The 19,260-nt window shown below is 57.0% G+C and carries 15 protein-coding genes; 2 read left to right on the top strand and 13 right to left on the bottom strand.

What is annotated here, in order from left to right:
• Positions 1-124 precede the first annotated feature (124 nt).
• The 9 genes from wcaF to BJP61_RS08215 form a co-directional block, all read right to left on the bottom strand.
• A complete protein-coding gene (gene wcaF / locus BJP61_RS08255) occupies positions 125-673 on the bottom strand; it encodes a colanic acid biosynthesis acetyltransferase WcaF (protein WP_038861949.1) in 549 nt (182 codons plus the stop codon).
• Positions 674-695: 22 nt separating this feature from the next.
• Positions 696-1,448 carry a colanic acid biosynthesis glycosyltransferase WcaE gene (gene wcaE / locus BJP61_RS08250; protein WP_038861945.1) on the bottom strand — a complete coding sequence of 251 codons (753 nt, stop codon included), beginning with the start codon at positions 1,446-1,448 and terminating at the stop codon, positions 696-698.
• A gap of 14 nt (positions 1,449-1,462) precedes the next feature.
• Entirely contained in the window at positions 1,463-2,683 is a 1,221-nt protein-coding gene (wcaD, locus tag BJP61_RS08245) for a colanic acid polymerase WcaD (RefSeq protein WP_038861944.1), read from the bottom strand.
• On the bottom strand, positions 2,658-3,875 hold the full coding sequence (gene wcaC / locus BJP61_RS08240; protein WP_038861939.1) for a colanic acid biosynthesis glycosyltransferase WcaC: 1,218 nt from the start codon (positions 3,873-3,875) through the stop codon (positions 2,658-2,660). Before wcaC ends, wcaD begins: the two co-directional genes overlap by 26 nt.
• A complete protein-coding gene (gene wcaB, locus BJP61_RS08235; protein WP_108695648.1) occupies positions 3,872-4,360 on the bottom strand; it encodes a colanic acid biosynthesis acetyltransferase WcaB in 489 nt (162 codons plus the stop codon). The genes wcaC and wcaB overlap by 4 nt, the downstream gene beginning before the upstream one ends.
• A 2-nt stretch (positions 4,361-4,362) precedes the next feature.
• On the bottom strand, positions 4,363-5,208 hold the full coding sequence (wcaA, locus tag BJP61_RS08230) for a colanic acid biosynthesis glycosyltransferase WcaA (protein WP_038861931.1): 846 nt from the start codon (positions 5,206-5,208) through the stop codon (positions 4,363-4,365).
• A gap of 189 nt (positions 5,209-5,397) precedes the next feature.
• Entirely contained in the window at positions 5,398-7,560 is a 2,163-nt protein-coding gene (wzc, locus tag BJP61_RS08225; protein WP_038861929.1) for a tyrosine-protein kinase Wzc, read from the bottom strand.
• Positions 7,561-7,562: 2 nt separating this feature from the next.
• Entirely contained in the window at positions 7,563-8,006 is a 444-nt protein-coding gene (gene wzb, locus BJP61_RS08220) for a low molecular weight protein-tyrosine-phosphatase Wzb (RefSeq protein ID WP_161578922.1), read from the bottom strand.
• Between the two features lie 5 nt (positions 8,007-8,011).
• Complete coding sequence (locus tag BJP61_RS08215) at positions 8,012-9,151, bottom strand: polysaccharide export protein (protein ID WP_071603654.1); 1,140 nt, start codon at positions 9,149-9,151, stop codon at positions 8,012-8,014.
• 732 nt (positions 9,152-9,883) lie between these two features.
• On the opposite strand from BJP61_RS08215, the gene BJP61_RS08210 reads away from it, so the two are divergent.
• Positions 9,884-11,473 (top strand): TerC family protein, encoded by a 1,590-nt coding sequence (locus BJP61_RS08210; protein WP_038861927.1) that lies wholly within the window; start codon positions 9,884-9,886, stop codon positions 11,471-11,473.
• 51 nt (positions 11,474-11,524) lie between these two features.
• Here the strand turns inward: BJP61_RS08210 and asmA are convergent, their stop codons facing one another.
• From asmA to udk, 3 genes are all read right to left on the bottom strand, one after another.
• Positions 11,525-13,366: an outer membrane assembly protein AsmA gene (asmA, locus tag BJP61_RS08205; RefSeq protein WP_171998123.1), complete on the bottom strand. Its 1,842-nt coding sequence runs from the start codon at positions 13,364-13,366 to the stop codon at positions 11,525-11,527.
• Between the two features lie 30 nt (positions 13,367-13,396).
• Positions 13,397-13,978 (bottom strand): dCTP deaminase, encoded by a 582-nt coding sequence (gene dcd, locus BJP61_RS08200; protein WP_038861923.1) that lies wholly within the window; start codon positions 13,976-13,978, stop codon positions 13,397-13,399.
• 83 nt (positions 13,979-14,061) lie between these two features.
• Entirely contained in the window at positions 14,062-14,703 is a 642-nt protein-coding gene (udk, locus tag BJP61_RS08195; RefSeq protein ID WP_004386755.1) for a uridine kinase, read from the bottom strand.
• Positions 14,704-15,054: 351 nt separating this feature from the next.
• Between udk and BJP61_RS08190 the strand changes: the two genes are divergently transcribed.
• A complete protein-coding gene (locus tag BJP61_RS08190) occupies positions 15,055-18,393 on the top strand; it encodes a diguanylate cyclase (RefSeq protein ID WP_075192394.1) in 3,339 nt (1,112 codons plus the stop codon).
• Here BJP61_RS08190 and alkA read toward each other — a convergent pair.
• Positions 18,383-19,231, bottom strand: a complete 849-nt coding sequence (gene alkA / locus BJP61_RS08185; protein ID WP_171998122.1) for a DNA-3-methyladenine glycosylase 2 — start codon at positions 19,229-19,231, stop codon at positions 18,383-18,385. The two genes, BJP61_RS08190 and alkA, sit on opposite strands and share 11 nt — an antisense overlap.
• Positions 19,232-19,260 lie beyond the last annotated feature (29 nt).

Raw genomic sequence — 19,260 nt, 5'->3', positions numbered from 1 at the left:
TCCTCTGTTTAAATCGGACTTTGCCTGGCTCACCAGGCCGTTTATTAATTCAGGGATCAGTGTCCTGCTCCCCTTTCCCAAACCCTCTCGGCTTGAGAGGGGAAATCTGTTGTGGCGTGACGCGTTATTGCGTCTCTACGCGGTCACGAACAATCTGCGCCGGGTTGCCGCGGCAGATCTTGTTCGCCGGCAGCGTCTTAAATACGCTGCTGCGTGCGCCAACCACCGTGCCTGCGCCGACAGTGACGCCCGGTGCGACAAACACATCCGTCGCAAGCCAGGCCTTCTCGCCAATCACAATCGGCTCGGCGGTAATATCAAAATGCGGGCTCATATAGTCGTGGCTGCCGGTGCACAGGTAGCATTTCTGCGACACCACGGCGTTGGCGCCGATAGTGATGTCCCCGAGCGTGTAGAGCACCGCGTCATCCCCAACCCAGGCGTAATCGCCGATAGTTAATTTCCAGGGGTAGGTAATTTGCACCGAAGGGCGAATGACCACACCTTTGCCAATACGCGCGCCAAATAACCGTAATAAAAAGGCGCGCCAGCGATATAATATTTGTGGAGACCAGGCAAAAAGCGTCGCCTGAACCGCCCACCACAACTGAACCTTAATAGGGTGCCCGCCCCGGAAACCTTTCGGCACCGAGAATCCGCTTAAATCCTGCATATGCTTTCCTTATGGCAAGGCTTTATGCTTTGTTATACAGCGCCTTAGCTTTTCCGGTCGTACGCATGCGTAATAAATAAGAAAGTTCTGTTAATATTCCAGGAACCCGTAATATGTTGCGCTGAACTTTTTTAGCGTCCTGACATAATTCCAGATTATTCGAGGTTGACACGCCGCCCATTGAGAATTCTGACACCAGTCCTTTCAGCTTTTTAAAGCCGTAGCCGGATTTATACATTTTGGCGGTTAACGCGTAATCGGATGAGACTTTATATTGCAGATCGTAGGGGTACTTTTTAAGCCCGGAAACCGGGAAGAAAATGGCCTGATGGCTGGCAGGCAGGCTGTGGTAAATATACCAGCCGCTTTTCGCGCTGCGGCGAATTTTATTGCCGTCGCCAAAATCCAGCAGCGCGTCGCCAATATACATCGCGTCTTCATTCGCAGGCGCAGCGGCCAGCTGGCGCGCTACGTCTGCCACATTCGGATGAAATACGTCACCGGAATTCAGAAAAATCGCAAAGCGACCATTGGCCATAGCGATGCCTTTATTCATCGCATCGTAAATGCCGTTGTCTTTTTCGCTGACGAAACGCAGGTTGTACTGACCGTCGAGATCTTCCAGGAACTGCGCCGTGCCGTCGTTTGAACCGCCGTCCACGACAATCCATTCAAACTCGATTTCCGGGGCCTGCGCCAGGTGGGCCAGGGACTGCCAGGTCTTCACCACCCCTTCGTAATTGCGCCAGGCGACAGTAATTACACTTAAAAGCATCCGGGCCTACCTCATCAGGAATCTGTAATGTTTAACGCTTTACGCAGAATAAACGGACAAACAATTAAGAACGCATATTCCGGGCTAAAAATCGAACCGGTAAAAAACAGGGATACAGGTGTAAATAACCACAGCTGTACGCGAAAATTCTGATTATTACCAAAAGCGTTAATCATCATTTTCCCGACCCTGAACAAATACCAGCCGGTGAGTAACACTGCAAACCATGAGAAATAAATGATTAGCAGGTAGAGCCCATTGTCTATTGTTTTTCCGACGTCCGCACCGTTAAAAATTCCGAATGATGCGACATATTCGTAAAGCGAACCAAAACGCACTACACCATCGATATTCGTCAGCGAATATCCCACCATGACCAGCGGTCCGATGATGCGATAATAGGATGACGAACCCTCTGTGCCTAAATCACCGATACGCTCCGCGATATACGGGAAGGCGAACACCACGCCCACGATAAAGACAGCCAGGGAAACAATTGCCAGCGGCAACTTTTTACGAATCGCGTTTTTATTAAGATACTGAAACGCCCACTCAAGCAAATAAAACAGGATAAATGTCATCACGCCCGAAAACGAACCCGATAAGACTATCCCTAAAAGAATCATACCATCGGTTTTTGGGGTTTTGATACCAAACTGTTTGATGCTGAGCCAAATTGAGATTAACGCCAGAGCGAAGAACGCCGGCTCGAAATACATCGCCGTGGTGCGTTTGCCGCCAAACTTAATGAAATTGAGTACATAGCTGTTGCTGTAGATGAGGAACTTCGAAATGTTCTCCATCAGACTGCTGCCGCCGGTGAGGATAATCTGCGCCATCTCCAGCGCCGCCAGCGCGACGATAAAGCCCACCACCAGGTAAAATAGCCGCAGGATTTTGCGGTAGTTACGCGGTGAGATGGTCTTGAAGCGGATGCTCCACGTCATCCCGATAATGATGACCGTATAGAGAAACAGCATCGTCGAGGTGACATATTTACTGGCGTCGAGCGACTTACCGAACAGATAGTTGAAAAGCGTCAGACCGGCGCCGATGCCCAGCGCAATCATCAGCTTTTTCAGGTTTATCTTGTCCACGAACAGCAGCAGCAGCACCGGCAAAAACGTCACAATCGTAATCGGGAAACTCTCGCCGAGCTGCGCCAGTTTGACGTTCACCACCAGATAGATGAACGGCAGCAGCAGATAGCTACAGATTCTGATAGAACGAGACATATTCCTCCAGCATCTGTTGACCGCTGTACGCTTCCCGGCTGCGCGCCCGGAAGGCCTCAAGCGTGGTGCCGAATACCGCTTCGGCGATCTGCGCTTTGCCGCGCTGCGCAAGCAACAGCGCCTCGCCCTCATCGACCGTTTTACCGCCCGATTTATGCAGTACTTCCTGCGCCGCCTCGCTGTGGGTAGCGATAACCGGCACGCCAATCGAGAGCGCTTCGCAGAGGATAAGCGGGTAGTTGTCGACGCGTGAGGTAAACAGCAGCGCGTCCATCTGGTTCAGATCGTTCATCAGTTTGCGCTTGTCAGTGAGGAAGCCGTGGTTTACCACGTTGGCGCCCTCAAATGGCGAGAACTTGCCGAAGGTGTGCACTTCGACTTTATCGCCAAGCGCCACCAGATCGCGCACCAGGCGCTGATTGGTTTTGCCGTCATAGCGTAAATCGTGCGCAACCACCGCGATTTTCGGCGCGCCGGTGCCCGGCGCCATCAGCGGCAATTCGGCGAGGATCGCTTCCGTCGCCACATCGATGCCGTTATTGATAATTTTGCAGCGCCCGGCCCCGTAGAGGCTGTTGAAAGCGTCGGCGACATGCTGGCTTGGCGAAATAAAATGGCAGCCGAGCGCCAGCATATCGCGGAAACGCTGGCGTTTGCTGTCGACCAGGCTGCGCGCGCGGTCGACTTTGACCGGCGGATAGTTATCCAGCGTCGGGCATTTCTGGCAGCCGGTTTTCCAGCCTTCGCAGCCGTCGAGAAACGCGCAGCGGCCCGTAACGCTCCAGTGGTCGTGCAGCGTCCAGACGAAATTAACGTCGCGCTTGTGCGCTTTGAGCTTCTGGCAGAACGCCACAACCTTATCGAGATTCAGCCAGTAGCTGTGCAGTACATGAAAATGCAGCACCACCGGCCCGTCGGTGCGGGTGACGCGGCGATACAGCCCGTCGAGCGAGCCGAAAAGATCCTGGTTTGCAAAGCGGAACAGCGCAATATTGGCAATGGAGGTCAGACGCGGCGTATGTTTTTCCACTTCCGGGAAATTGTCGTGACTGACGCTTTTTTTGCCGCCCTTGCCATAGCCGTAAATAAAACGAGAGCGCATCCCTTTTTGCAGGGCGCGCTGGTGAAGATCCAGCGCTACGCCTGCTGCGCCGCCTTCTGCGAGGCGGACATTAAACTGTAAAATATTCATTTAATTACCTTCACCCGCGCTTTTTCGCCCACGACCAGCGCGTTATCCGGCACGCTGTCCAGCACCACGCTGCCCGCGCCGATAGTCACGTTATTGCCGATAGTGATATCGCCAATCACCACCACATTCGCTCCCAGCTCCACGCCGTTGCCGATGACCGGACAGGCGAGATTATCCGCGCCGCGGTTGCCGATGGTGACGCCGTGGCGAATGGTGAAATCGTCGCCCGCTACCACGTTTTTATTGATGACGACGGCATAACCGTGGTGAATGGTGAAGCGGCGGCCAATGGAGGCGGCGGCCTGGATTTCATAACCGAAGAAACACTCGGTAAAAAAGCGGTAGAGCAGCAGCACCGGCGCCGCCCAGAGGTTGTTCAGTACATTTTTTTTGCGCCACACCGAGCAGAAGTGCGCGATGCGATAGGCGACCACCATGCAGCAGGGGCGCAGGTTCCATGAGTTGGCGCGCAGATCCTCAAGCAGCATTATTTCCCCCGCAGGCTGTCGGCCAGACGTTTGGTATTGCGAACAGAGAGCAGCGTCAGCAGCGTGCGCCAGTTCATGCGCTTATTACGGATCTGATAGAGCGTAAATAGCTGATACTTTTTGCTCGCACGGTCGAATTTGTCTTTATGTTTGCGATAGAAGTGGAAATAACCGGCAAACTTTTTCGCGGATTTGGTTATCTGCATTTCACCGTGGTTGATATGCAGAATTTGCGTCGCCTCTTCCACTTTCCACGGTTCGCCATAGTTGACCACCATGCGCAGGAACATGTCGTAGTCCTGGGCGGCGGCAAGCTCGTTATCAAACAGCGACTCTTTAAAACGCCAGGCCCAGGTAAACACCTGGTTGCCGACGATATTGCGCTTGTAAAACAGCTTCAGCGACCACGGCGATTTTGGGTAAAGCGGCAGGCTGTTCGGCTGCGAGTACACCTGCCCTTCGCACAGATAGTCGTTGGCGTAGAGAAACGCGTGCTGGTTGAGCTTGTCTTTGTGCGCGAGAAAGACCGACAGACGGTTCGGCATCCATTCGTCATCATCGTCAATGCCGGTAATGAATTCGCCCTTCGCCTGCAAAATGGCCTGGTTGCGTACCGCGCACGCGCCGGAGTTGAAATCGTTGCGCGTATAGCTGACGCGCGGATCGTTGAGCGCCAGAACGAAGTTTTGCAGCTGTTCCCAGTTGCTGGAGCAGTCATCGACAATGATAAGCTCCCAGTTGTCATAGTCCTGGCGCAGCACGGAATTAATAGCCCGGATGGCCAGTTGCTGGCGATTCCACGTCGGCATGTAAACAGAAACTAATGGGCGCGCTGTGCTGGTCATTGTGGTGTCTCCGAATGCTAAATGGAAAGTTATGCACGTTGCCGCAAGGGCGCAGCCGCAGCGGGCTGTGCCTGGTTCTTTACCCTCGCCCCCGCCCTCCTCCTCTTAAAAGAGGAAGAAACTATGCCTGCCGTTGGGGGTGCTTTCCCTCCCGCAGAAAGCGGGAGGGCGGGGTGAGGGGTAATGCCGCTACTTATGATCCGATTTGTATTCGTACTCGTAGTAGCCGTAGTCCTGATAGCCTGAAGCGCGACGGAAGATGGAGTTGAGGATAACCCCTTTCACCTGGATGCCGTTCTGTTCGAAGCGGCTCAGGCTGGTCTGCACTTCTTTGAGCGTGTTGACCGCATAGCGCGCCACCATCAGCGTGGTGCCGGCGTGACGGCCGACCACGGCGGCATCGGTGACCGCAAGGATAGGCGGCGTATCGATAAGCACCATGTCGTAGTTAGCGCTCGCCCACTTCACCAGCTCCGCGAAACGTTCGCTCATCAGCAGCTCAGATGGATTCGGCGGCACCTGGCCACGCGGCACCAGGTCGAAGCCCGGCACAGAAGTTTTCTGCGCGCAGCGGCTGATATCGCCCTGCCCGGCCAGCACGTCGGAAAGCCCGTTGACATTGGTGGTGCCCAGCAGCTCGTGGGTGTAACCCTTACGCATGTCACAGTCGATCAGCAGCACGCGTTTATGGGTCTGGCTGATGACCGCCGCCAGGTTGGCGCAGACAAACGTTTTACCGATAGACGGGCTTACGCCGGTCAGCATCAGAACATTGTTCGGGGCCTGCATCATGGCGAAGTGCAGACTGGTGCGCAGGCTGCGGATAGCCTCGATGGCGAGATCCGTCGGGTTGCCCACGGCCAGCAGCTGGCTCTGTTTGAAGCGTTTGACGCCTTTGACCGTCTTCACGCTGTCGCGTGATTTCTGCCATTCAGAAAGCGGGATGCTCGCGTAAACGTTGATACCGGCTTCTTCCAGCGCCATCGGGCTTTCGATACCGCGGTTAAAGAGCGAACGCAGCAGCACAATCACGATGGAGAGCAACAGGCCGAGAATAATGCTGCCCAGCACAATCAACGCTTTCTTCGGTTTCACTACGCCCGGCTGGGTAATTGCCGGGTCGACGATACGCACATCGCCCACGGTGCTGGCCTCGGTGATTTTCAGCTCCTGCTGTTTGTTCAGCAGCTGCATGTAAACCTGCTGGCCAGACTCCACGTCGCGGGTCAGACGGACAATCTCCTGTTGGGTTTTCGGCATCGCGGTGACGCGGTTGTTCAGCTTGGCTTTCTCATCTTCCAGCGCCTGCCGTTTTTCCAGCAGCGTGCGGTACGCCGGGTGCGCTTTGGTGTAGAGCTTGGAGATTTCCGCTTCCTTGAAGGTCAGCTCATTGAGCTGGGCGTCGATGTTGACCATCGAATCCAGCACCGCTTTAGCCTCCAGCGGCAGGTCTACGGAGTCCTGCTGCTGGCGGTACGCGTTGAGTTTGTTCTCCGCGACATCCAGATTCGCGCGCACTTCCGGAAGCTGTTTGGCGAGGAAGGCCAGGCTCTTGGCCGCTTCTTCCGACTTACGCTCAATGTTCTGCTCAAGGTAGTTGCGGGTGATGCTGTTGAGGATATCGCGGATCTGATCGCGATCTTCACCCATATAGGTGAGGCTCAACACGCCGGTGTCTTTCCCGGTTTCGGTCACCGTCAGGTTGTTTTGCAACTGATTGATCATGCCGAGCGTCGAGTATTTGGTGACGGTAAATTCGCTGCCTTCCTGGGCGTGAATTTCCGAGACCGTGATGCTGACGCCGTCTTTGCTGAGCGGTTTACCCACTTCGCCGCGGGCGCTAAAGCCGCCGCTGCTGGTGAGCTGATACTGTTTCGGGCCGAGGACCGCGACGGTGAACTCCTCCTCCGCCATGCCTTTCGGCAGATTGAAGGTGGTCACTTTGATGGTCTCGTTGGCGCGGCCCATCAGTCGCTCCCAGCCTGAGCCGAATAGCGGGAAGGTCTTTTTCTCAACGGCGATGTCGAGGTCAAGATCGTCAACCGTTTTGCCAAGCACCAGACGGGACTGGATCAGCTGAATTTCCGCATCGGACGCCGGCGGCTTATTCTGCAGCGCCGTGCTGATGTCTTGCACCAGCGAGTTGCCCTGATTCTGCTCGATTTGCACCAGCGCATCGGCGCTGTAGATGGGGGTGGCGAACATGACATAAATCAGCGCGCCCAGCGCGAACAGCGCCGTAATACCAAGCACCCACCAGCGCGCTTCCACTACGGTACCGACCAGGCGTCCAATATCTATCTCGTCGCCGCCCTCCGCCGGAGCGGCAGAATGTCTCACTTTATCAGTCATCGTTATCCCTGCTGCGTTTTCAGTGCCTGCGCCCACTGGCGGGCAGAGTGATCCAGAAGTGCGTAAACCGCCTCAAAGGCGTCCCGGCTCTTACGATACGGGTCGGGAATATCGCGCTGGTCGTCCCAGTGACCAAACAGCATCACTTTGCCGCGCATCTCCGGTGCCATCTCGCAAATCGAGGCGACATGGCGTTTTTCCATTGCGAGGATTAAATCGTAATCGCGGCACATCGCGCTGGTTATCTGGCGGGCCACGTGGCCCTCCAGAGAGAGGTCGTGCCCGGCCGCTACGCTTACCGCGCTGGCGTCCGCGCCCTTCCCGACCAGCGCCCCGAGCCCTGCGGACGCCACCGTCACCTCCGGCAGGTAGCGTTTAAGCAATCGCTCCGCGGTCGGGGAACGACAGATGTTCCCCACGCAAACCACAAGAATTTTGTTAAACATACGCGTTACCAGTTGTGAACGTCGCTTGCCGTATCCGTCATATAACGGACACCACTGATGGTCGGCAGCAGTTGGTTGATAAGACGGTTCCAGCGCGCCACCGGTGCGGTGGTGACATAGACCACGTCATAAGGCTGCAGACGGAATTCCGTCGCCATCACGAGTGAAGTGGCATCGGACATATCGAGCTGGTAAATGTTGGCAATCTTGCCGCCGCGCTGCTTGTCGCCGCGCAGAGGACGGATAACGAAGATGCCGCTGGCGTTAGACGTGTTCAGATCGATGCCTTCGGCCTGGCCAAGCGCTTCGGTCAGCGTCATACCGCTGAAGTCCATTTTGAGCGTGCTCTGTTTCTTCACTTCGCCCATGACGAAGACTTTCAGATCGTCGTTACGCGGTACGAATAAGATGTCGCCCGGATAGAGCAGATGGTTCTGGCTCAGATCGCCGTTTTGCATCAGCGCCTGCAGGGAGATGCGGCGTTCCTGGCCGTTGTGGGTCAGCACCACGTTGCGCCAGTCGGCGTCTTCCGTAAGACCCCCTGCGGCGTTGATCGCGTCAAGCACGGTCAGCGGCACGTTGGTGATGGCCTGCTGGCCCGATTTCGCCACCTGGCCTGAGATGTACGCTTTTTGCGAGCGGAATGCGGCGATATTAACGTCCACCTGCGGGTCAGCGATGTACTGCGCTAAACGGCCGGTAATATCGCTGCGAATTTCAGCGAGCGTTTTGCCAACAACGTGGACTTTGCCAATGTAGGGATAGAACATGGTGCCGTCTGGCTGCACCCAGTTGCCGGTATCGCTGGAGCTGCGGTACTGGCCCGCAGGCGTGGTCAGCTCCGGGTGATCCCAGACGGTGACGTTCAGCACATCGCCTGGCCCTACGCGATATTGATAGCTGGCAATCTCCTGATCGAGAGACATATTCGGCTGGGCGACATTCGGACGAGGACGTAATTGTTCTACCAGTCGCGGCGTCAGCGGATATACGTTCACCATCCGGTCAAGATCAAAGTCTGCATCCTGTTGCTTGATCACGTCCTTTCCCATCGTAGACATATTGCTGCCGGGAAAAACAGTGCAACCGCTCATCAAGGTTACAGACACCAATAAAGGCATCAATTTCAGTCTGGATTTCATCATTGAATTTTTATCACTTTGGCAGAGTAATTATTCTGACCCTTTAAATAAGCCACCGTACCGCTTGTTCCTGCATCAAGAATGCGGCGTCAGGCGCCAGAATATAACTGGAATCATTCCTAAAAGTCGCTTATTTACCCATATACTATTGACAGAATAATTGAGGCTAATTGACAGACTTCAGGCACGCTACCGCCCTTGGCTTTCAGTTACCAATCTACTGCAAAAACAGACGGTTATATTGACACACCCCTGTGAAGCCTCTTCCAATTGGATTTGTCTTATTGAAAGAGACGGTTCATTACGCTGGCGCACCGCTCATTCATAACGCACAAAGAAAAAACCTTGTGTGCCGGTGGGAATAAGAAATGCTGAGTGGATTGTTGCAGCTAAAGTTTTAGCAGGCAAGTTAACGCACCGTTGCGAGGCTGTTTTTAAGAATAATATGAACAGCGCAATTTAATGCTTTTAGGATTTTCTTCATGTTGACAGCCAGGCGGGAATAAACTACACAGACAACCTAATTAAGATATATCTGGGTAATATTATTATTTCATTCTTTTTGATTATGACCAAAATATGGCATCTGGCTATTTATTAGCATTAATTTGCCTTTTTTGGTTATTTTCCCGCCACTGTTAATGGTTCAGATAATTCTGCCTCACATTGCAATTTAAGCGCGGTTTATCCAGGATCATCAGACTGCTATTTATCTTAAAAGGTAACTGACCTCATATGGAATGGATTGCCGACCCCTCTATCTGGGCAGGTCTGGCCACGCTTATCGTGCTGGAACTGGTGCTCGGAATCGACAACCTGGTGTTTATCGCCATCCTTGCTGAAAAACTGCCCCCTGCACAGCGCGACCGCGCGCGCGTCACCGGTCTGATGCTGGCGATGGTGATGCGCCTCGGCCTGCTCGCGTCTGTCTCCTGGCTGGTGACGCTCACCACGCCGCTGCTGACCGTAAAAGGCTTCAGCTTCAGCGCCCGCGATCTCATCATGCTGCTGGGCGGGCTGTTTCTGCTCTTCAAAGCGACGGTGGAGCTTAACGAACGGCTCGAAGGCAAGGACACGGCCAACCCGACGCAGCGGCGCGGCGCGAAATTCTGGGCGGTGGTGGCGCAAATCGTGGTTCTTGATGCGGTCTTCTCGCTCGATTCGGTGATCACCGCCGTGGGCATGGTTGATCATCTGGCGGTCATGATGGCCGCCGTGATTATCGCCGTGTCGCTGATGCTGCTGGCGAGCAAGGCGCTGACGCGCTTTGTGAATCACCACCCGACGATTGTTATCCTCTGCCTGAGCTTCCTGCTGATGATTGGCTTTAGCCTTATCGCCGACGGCTTCGGCTTTCATATTCCGAAGGGCTATCTCTACGCGGCGATTGGTTTCTCCATCATGATTGAAGCGCTCAACCAGCTCGCGATTTTCAACCGCCGCCGCTTTCTCTCTACCGCTAACCGCACGCTTCGCCAGCGCACCACGGAAGCGGTGATGCGGCTTATCAGCGGTAAAAAAGAAGATGCCGATCTCGACCCGCAAACCGCATCGCTGCTTGCCGACTACGACAACCACCCGCTGTTTAATCTTCAGGAACAACTGATGATTGAGCGCGTGCTGAACCTTAATCAGCGCAGCGTTAGCAGCATTATGACCTCGCGCCACGACGTGGAGCATATCGACATCAACGCGCCAGAGGCGCAGGTGCGCACGCTGCTGGAGCGCAATCAGCACACCCGCGTGGTGGTGCGCAGCGAAGAGGACGATGACGATCTGCTGGGCGTGGTGCACATTATCGACCTGCTGCAACAGTCGCTGCGCGGCGAGCCGCTCGATTTGCGCGCACTGGTGCGCCAGCCCCTGGTCTTCCCTGAAGGGTTGCCGCTGTTAAAAGCGCTGGAGCAGTTTCGCAACGCCCGTACCCACTTCGCGTTTGTGGTGGATGAATTCGGCTCGGTGGAGGGCGTGGTTACCCTGAGCGACGTGATGGAGACCATCGCCGGCAACCTGCCGAATGAAGTGGAAGAGATTGACGCGCGCCACGACATCCAGAAAAACGCCGACGGTAGCTGGACCGCCAACGGCCATATGCCGCTGGAAGATTTAATTCAGTATGTGCCGCTGCCGCTCGATGAGAAGCGCGAATACCACACGCTGGCCGGGCTGATGATGGAGTATTTACAGCGTGTACCGGGCGTGGGAGAAACGCTGAAGGTCGGGCATTACCAGTTGAAAACCCTGAAGGTGGAGCAACACCGCATCCAGAAGGTGCAGATTGTCGCCCAGGCCGCGCCTGAGGAGAGCCCGCCAGAAGATGCATAACACCAAAAAAAGCGGCCGCCAGGGCCGCTTTTTTACACTGTTGTGCTGCGCTTAAAGTTTATCGAGTAACTTTTTCACATCCTGCGCGTCGTTGCTGCCTTTGTGACGCTCGCTCCAGTCACTCAGGCGACGCTTCGCCTCATCCTGCATATGCTTACGCAGCAGCTGATCGACCTGCAAATTGTAGTTAAGCGCTTTCCAGGAGCCGTAGACGCGCAGCGGTACGGGCGTGGCTTTAAGCCACTGCACCAGCTTGTCATCGCCCTGCCAGCCCTCGGTGACCTGCACCTTAAAGCGCGTGTCGCACTGCTCGCGCACCAGATCAAGCGTGCCTTCGCCGCTTAACGCCAGCAGCGATGAACGCCCCTGCATCTCGTCAAGCGCCAGCTCGCCGTGATCCAGCGTGGCGTGTGTGGTGAAACTGTCGAGCGTCGTGGCGTTGTCAAAATCCTGACGGGCGCTGACGCCGCCGCCGCTGCGCTCCACCGCCTGCTGGATCAGTTGCTGGAAGTTAAGCCCTTCCATGCGGCTGCCGGTCAGACTGAGCGCCGCCTCGCCTTCCCAGTTTTCACGAAACGCCTGTGCGTCGATACGATCGCCGCGAAACGTGCCGTCGACATTCATCTTGCCGGTCAGCGCGATAGGATAATTAAAGGCGCGCAGGATCTCGCCCACCTCAATATTTTTGACGTTAACGGCGAAACGCGCCTGCGGAACATCTTCACGGGCGTCGAGTGTGCCCGGCAGCGACAGCTCGCCTGCGCCCAGTTTGCCGCGGAGCGTTTTCAGCTCCAGCAGCCCCGCCTGATTGCGCATGTCGGTGTTGACATCGTTGAAGGTGAGCCCGCGCCAGCGCACGCTGTCAGCCTGAATACGCGCGCTGGCGTTAAAGCCGCGAAGCCCGGTATAGGGCGCCTCTTCGACTTCAGCGGCGATCACCGGGCGCGGCAGCGCGCTCTGCTGACCCTGCTGGGCAACCGCCGTGGTGGTCGCCGGATCGGGCGCGAGCAGTTTTTCGAGATTCAGCGTAGTGAAGTGTAAATCAAGATCCCAGGCGGGCGCGTCGCCGAGCGTCACGCTCCCCTGCCCCGCCAGCTGGCTGTCGTTGGCTTTGAGATTAAGCTGGCTGAACTCCAGGCGTTTTTCCGCCTCCAGCCAGCGCGCCTGGAACGTGCCATCGCCCTGAATGCCGTCACGCGGCAGGTCGGCGCCATGCAGTTGCCAGGAGAGTTGCGACACCGTCGCGCTCAGCGTTTGCGGATAGTCAGCGGCGTTCAGCGCCGCGGAGAGCGAAAGCGTAAGGTCGCGCTGGTCGCGGCTTACTTTGCCGCTTAACTCCAGCTGCGCGTCATGCCGCTCGTTCTGCTCCATTTGCAGGTTGATATTGCGAACGGTTATCTGTTCATCATCCTGGTGCTGAAACACCAGCACGCTGTCCGCCACTTTAAGACGCGCGATATCGAACGACCAGCCGCGGGTATCTTCCACCGGCGGCGCGCTGTTTTTCGGCCCAACCGGCGCGCCCGGCTCATGACGCGCCTCGCTCTGGGGCGTGAGCTGCACCACCGCGCCTTTCAGCATCACCTGACGCACAGAGAGCTGATGCGACAGCAGCGGGAACAGCGCCACATCGAGGCGCATGTTATCGGCGCTCACCAGCGGCTGACTGGCGCCTGGCGCGGTGAGGCTCATCCGGCCCGAGAGAATGCTGAGCTGCGGCCAGACGTGCCAGCGCAGCGGGCCGTCGAGCTTAAGCTGATAGCCGCTGCGCCGCTCCACCTGGCTTATCATGTAACTGCGAAAATCGTTGGGATTTACCAGCATCACCAGCGCGGAAAGACCGGCGAAAAACACCACCAGTAAGATCATCAGCGTGGTCAGAACTCGTCTCATGGCATCCTCTGCAGACCGGCCCGCAGGCGTTTAGTCTTTGTCTATACGGCTGGCGACAGCGCCCTGCTGATCGCGGTATTTCGCATCCTGACGGCGGTTGTAAGGCCGCGCCGCCGGGCCGGAGAGCGGCTCGAAGCTCAGCGCGCCTATCAACATGCCAGGGCGTAGCGCTAATGGCAGCTTCCCTGAATTATAGAACTCCAGCACGATACAGCCCTGCCAGCCAGGATCGATACGGTGCGCGGTAACGTGCACCATCAGCCCAAGACGCGCCAGCGACGAGCGGCCATCGAGCCAACCAACCAGATCCGCAGGCAGCGTGACGGATTCATACGTCACCGCCAGCGCCAGTTCGCCCGGATGCAGAAAGAACGCTTCGCCGTCCTTCAGTACAATCTCATCGCTCATCACGCGATCGAGCGCCGCGCTCACTTCATCTTTCGGGCCACTTAAATCGATATACGCGGCGGTATGGCCGCGGAAGGTGCGGAATTTATTGCCAAGACGCACATCCACCGTGGCGCCGTTAATGCGCTCCACTGGCGGACGCGGGGTGATAGCCAGTCGGCCTTCGTCCAGCCAGGCTTCAATATCTCGGTCACAAAGACGCATTACACTCTCCTGATGTGTTCAGGCTTCCGGCGAACGCCGAAAGCCTGAGGGTAACTTCTGGAACGGTACACGCAAAACGCAGCTTATTCAAAGAACTGGCTGATTTTCGCCTTGAGAATATCGATAGCGATGCGGTTTTTGCCTCCGCGCGGCACGATGATGTCAGCGTACTGCTTGGAAGGGTCAATAAACTGCAGGAACATCGGACGCACCGTTTTCTGATACTGCGTCATTACGGAGTCCATAGAACGGCCGCGCTCGTTGACGTCGCGCTTAATGCGGCGCATCAGACAGATATCCAGCGGGGTATCGACGAAAATCGAGAAATTCATCTCTTCGCGCAGGCGCGCGTCGGTGAGCAACAGGATCCCTTCCAGAATAATCACCTTTTTCGGTTCGATATGTACCGTCTGCGCGGTACGGGTGTGTTCCACGTAGCTGTAAACCGGCAGCTCAATGGGTTTGCCTGCTTTCAGCATTTGCAGGTGTTGAAACAGCAGGTTGTGATCCATCGCGTTAGGATGGTCATAGTTGGTTTTAACCCGCTCCTCCATGGACAGATGGCTTTGATCCTTGTAATAGCTGTCTTCTGGAATAACACCAATGTGTTCATCACCGACCTGTTCACGCAGCTCCCGATAGAGGGTGCTTGCGATAAGGCTTTTACCTGAAGCCGATGCGCCGGCGATGCCGATGATGACGCATTGATGGGACTTGTCAGTCATAAATTAGCGACCTGGTTTACATAATAAAGAGAAAAGGAAGGGTGACGCCGTCGCGCCAGACGCGGCAATTATAGGGATTTCACTAAATTGATACCAGTCGATGCTGCAATCGTGAGAATAAGTGCGCAAATTCTGTCGTCTTCGGCAGGGTAAAATCACGGTTTTTTGCTGCGTAAACAGGCATTAAGCGAGGCGAAAGTTCTGCGGCGCGCTTTTTATTATTCATGACAGTTAATTTATGAGCAGACGCCATAGGAATTGTAAATTGTTTGTACTAGCATAACCGAAACATTTTTCCTGATACGTCCGGGTATTGCACCTGACGGCAATGCCTATGCGGATTATGTGGTAATGACCAAAAAAAAGAACAAGCAGGAGCTGGCGGCCACGCCGCATCCACTGCTGCGCTTAGTAAGCCTTGGACTGCTGACTTATATTTTCACGCTCTTTTCGCTTGAGCTGACGCTTTTCGATACGCTGCTGGCCCCGCTGTGGTTCCCGACCTCAATTATGATGGTGGCGTTCTTTCGCCACGCCTTGCGCCTGTGGGTGCCCATTGCGCTGGTGTGCGGCGCGGGCACGATTCTGGCGACGCTGACGCTGTTCCCACCTGGCCATCTTGAGCCCGCCTACACCGTCATTAATATTATCGAAGCGCTGGTCGGCGCGACGCTGCTGCGCAAGCTTCTGCCCTGGTATAACCCGCTTAAAAACCTCAACAACTGGCTGCGGCTGGCGTTCGCCAGCGCGGTCGTGCCGCCGCTGGTGGGCGGCTGTCTGCTGGCGGCCATCAGCGAGCATGACGTGACGCTGCGCGTCTTTCTGGTGTGGATCTTATCGGAAACCATCGGCGCGCTGGCGCTGGTGCCGCTCGGACTGCTCTTCAAAGCGCGCTATCTGTTGCGCCATCGCAGCCCGCGCCTGCTGGCCGAAAGCCTGGCGACGCTGTGCGTTACGCTGCTGTGCAGCTGGCTGGCGCTACACTATATGCCCTGGCCGTTTACCTTCGTGATTGTGCTGCTGATGTGGAGCGCTATCCGCCTGCCGCGACTGGAGGCGTTCACGGTCTTTCTCGCCACCGTCATGATGGTCTCGTTTGTTATCGCCTCTAACCCGACGCTGCTTGATTTGCCGCACGAAGGCATGGTGGTGAACGCCCCCTGGCTTCCGTTTTTGATGATCCTGCTGCCCGCCAACGTCATGACGATGGTGATGTACGCCTCGCGGGAAGAGCGAAAACTTATCACCGAGAGCGAAACGCGTTTTCGCAACGCGATGGAATATTCCGCCATCGGCATGGCGCTGGTCTCCACCGAAGGCAGTTTTTTGCAGGTCAATAAAGCGCTCTGCACGTTTCTCGGTTACACCCCGGAACAGCTCGCCAGCATGAGTTTTCAGCAGCTCACCTACCCGGAAGATCTGCACGCCGATATGGCGCTGGTCGAAAAACTGCTGAACGGCGAGATGAACAACTATTCGCTTGAAAAACGTTACTACACCCGCGCGGGCGACGTGGTCTGGGCGCTGCTGGCGGTCTCTATCGTGCGCCAGCGCGACGGCTCGCCGCTCTACTTTATCGCTCAGATAGAAGATATTACCGATCTCAAACGCACCGAATGGGTTAATAAACGCCTGATGGAGCGCATTACGCTCGCCAACGAAGCGGGCGGCATCGGTATCTGGGAGTGGGAGCTTGGTACCGACATCATCGCCTGGGATCAGCGCATGTTCGAGCTCTACGAAGTGCCGCCGCATACCCGTCCGACGTATCAGCTCTGGAAGTCGCGCCTTTTTAAAGAAGATGTCGCCCAGGCCGAAGCCACTATCCAGGAGGCGCTGCGCTCCCGCGTGCCGTTTAAGCTGGAGTTTCGCATCCAGGTGAAAAACGGCGTGCGCCATATTCGCGCGCTCGCCAACCGCGTGCTGAATAAACAGGGTGAAGTGGAGCGCCTGCTCGGCATTAATATGGATATGACCGAGGTCAAACAGCTCAACGAAGCGCTGTTTCAGGAGAAAGAGCGTCTGCATATCACGCTCGACTCCATCGGCGAGGCGGTGATTTGCACCGATGTCGATATGAACGTCACCTTTATGAACCCGGTGGCGGAGAAGATGAGCGGCTGGCGCCAGGAAGAGGCCATCGGCCAGCCGGTACTCGCGATTCTGCGCATTACCTTTGGCGATAATGGCCCGCTGCTGGAAGATATTCACAGCGGCGACGCCACGCACGCCAGCACCGGCATCGATCAGGATGTAGTGCTGCACTGCCGTAGCGGCGGGCATTACGACATCCACTACACCATCACGCCGCTCAGCACGCTGGAAGGGGAAAATATCGGCTCAGTGCTGGTTATCCATGATGTCACTGAGTCGCGAAAAATGCTGCGCCAGCTCAGCTATAGCGCCTCGCACGACGCCCTGACCCATCTCGCCAACCGCGTGAGCTTTGAAACGCACCTCAAACGCCTGCTGCAAAGCGTCAGCGAAACGCACCAGCGCCATGCGCTCGTCTATATCGATCTCGACCGGTTTAAAGCGGTGAATGACACCGCCGGCCACGCTGCGGGCGACGCGTTGCTGCGCGAGCTCGCCTCCCTGATGCTCGGCATGCTGCGCACCACCGACGTGCTGGCGCGCCTCGGCGGCGATGAGTTTGGCCTGCTGCTGCCGGATTGCAGCCTGGAGAACGCCCGCACCATCTCTGAGCGCATCGTGGCGGCCATCAATGAATATCCGTTTGTCTGGGAGAGCCGCCTGCATCGCATCGGCGCCAGCGCGGGCATCACGATTATCGACGCCTCGAATAACCAGGCGCAGGAGGTGATGTCTCAGGCGGATATCGCCTGTTACACCTCGAAGAACGCCGGGCGCGGCGTGGTGACGGTTTACGAGCCGCACCAGCAGCAACTGCACAGCGGGCGCGGCACCCTCGCCGCTCACGAACAGCAGCGCATGATAGCCGAACATCACCAGATGCTGATGGTGCGCCCGGTCGCCTCGCCGCGCGTGCCGGAAACCGCGACCTTCTGGTTGCTGTCGCTGCGGCTGTGGACCAGCGAAGGGGAGATGATCGAAGAGCACAGCTTCCGGGCCGGGCTTAGCGATCCGGAACTGTTGCAGGCGCTGGACGCGCGTCTGGTCGCCGATTTCTTTCGCGATCACGCCGCCTGCGTGGCGGCAAAAGGCGTCGGCGTCGCGCTGACGCTCTCCGGCCCCACTCTGCTTAACCCGCAGCGTCTCGATGCCCTGCTGGCACAGCTTGCCGCAAGCCCGCTGCCGCCGCGTCTGCTGCATTTTATCGTCAGCAGCGAAGTGCTGATGCAGGACGCCGCCGCGGCGCGACGCCAGTTATTGCGTCTGCGCGAAGCGGGCTGCCGGGTGGTGCTGAGCCACGTGGGCCGCGAACTGGAGGTGTTCGAGCATATCTGCGCGCAGTGCGCCGATTACATCATGGTGGCAAGCGATCTGGTGATGGACGCCCATTCCAGCCTGATGGATGAAATGCTGCTGACCATTGTGATGGGCAACGCGCGCCGTCTCGGCCTGCAAACCATCGCCGGGCCCGCCGACCAGCAGTCACTGCTGGAGACGCTCGCCAGCATAGGTATCGATCTGGCGTACGGCGAAACCGTGGCCCAGACGCAATCGCTCGCCGCCCGGCTCGCCACCAGCTACTTTTCTATTCACTGACCGGTGTCTGCCAGTCGCTGGCATACCAGATGTGCAGCAGCGCGTAGGTGCGCCACGGCTGCCAGCGTGCGGCGTAGCGGCGGATCTGCGCAGGCGTCATCGGCGCGAAACGCTGCTTAATCAGATAATCGTCCGGCAGAAAGACGTCGGGCGCCTGCCAGCCGCGCATCGCGAAGTAATTGGCAGTCCAGGTGCCGATGCCTGGCAGTTGCGTCAGCGCTTTCACTCCCGCCGCCACATCCTCCGGGCAGGTCAGCGGAAACCGCCCGGCCAGATGCTCACGCGCAAGCTGGATAAGCGCGCCCGCCCGCATGAGCGGCATTCCGAGCGCTTTTAGCGTGGCGGGTTCCGTGCGCGCCATCTCCTCGGGGGTGGGAAAGCGCCAGCCGCTGCCGTCGTCAAGCGGCGTGCCGACCGCCTGCACCACTTTGCCAGTGAGCTTCGCTGCCATCGCCACGCTCACCAGTTGCCCGAGTATGGCGCGCACGCCCTGCTCGAAGACATCTACCGAGCCCGGCAGGCGCAGCCCCGGACGCGCGGCGGCGAGCGGGCCGAGCGCCTCCAGCATTGGCGCAGGGTCAAAACGCAGATCAAATAAGCGCGCCACGCGCGCCTGTACCTCGTCCGCCACCGGCAGCAGCCCGTCGCTCATCGCAAGCGCAAGCGTCGCGCGCTCCGGGTACGGCGTGACGCTAAACCAGCCCTGATGCGCGCCGACCGCCAGCGTGCGCCGGTACTGGCTGTCGCTCACCTCTTCGATGCCCGCCACGGCACGGTCAGCCAGAAAGCGTAACATCCACGGCCAGTCGTAAGGCGGCTGATAGCGAAGCGTAAACATAGCGTCTCCTTTGTTTTTGATTTCTTTAG

The organism is Cronobacter sp. JZ38 (assembly GCF_008932145.1).
Taxonomy (GTDB): Bacteria; Pseudomonadota; Gammaproteobacteria; order Enterobacterales; family Enterobacteriaceae; genus Cronobacter; species Cronobacter muytjensii.
This window is presented reverse-complemented; position numbering and strand designations above follow the sequence as displayed.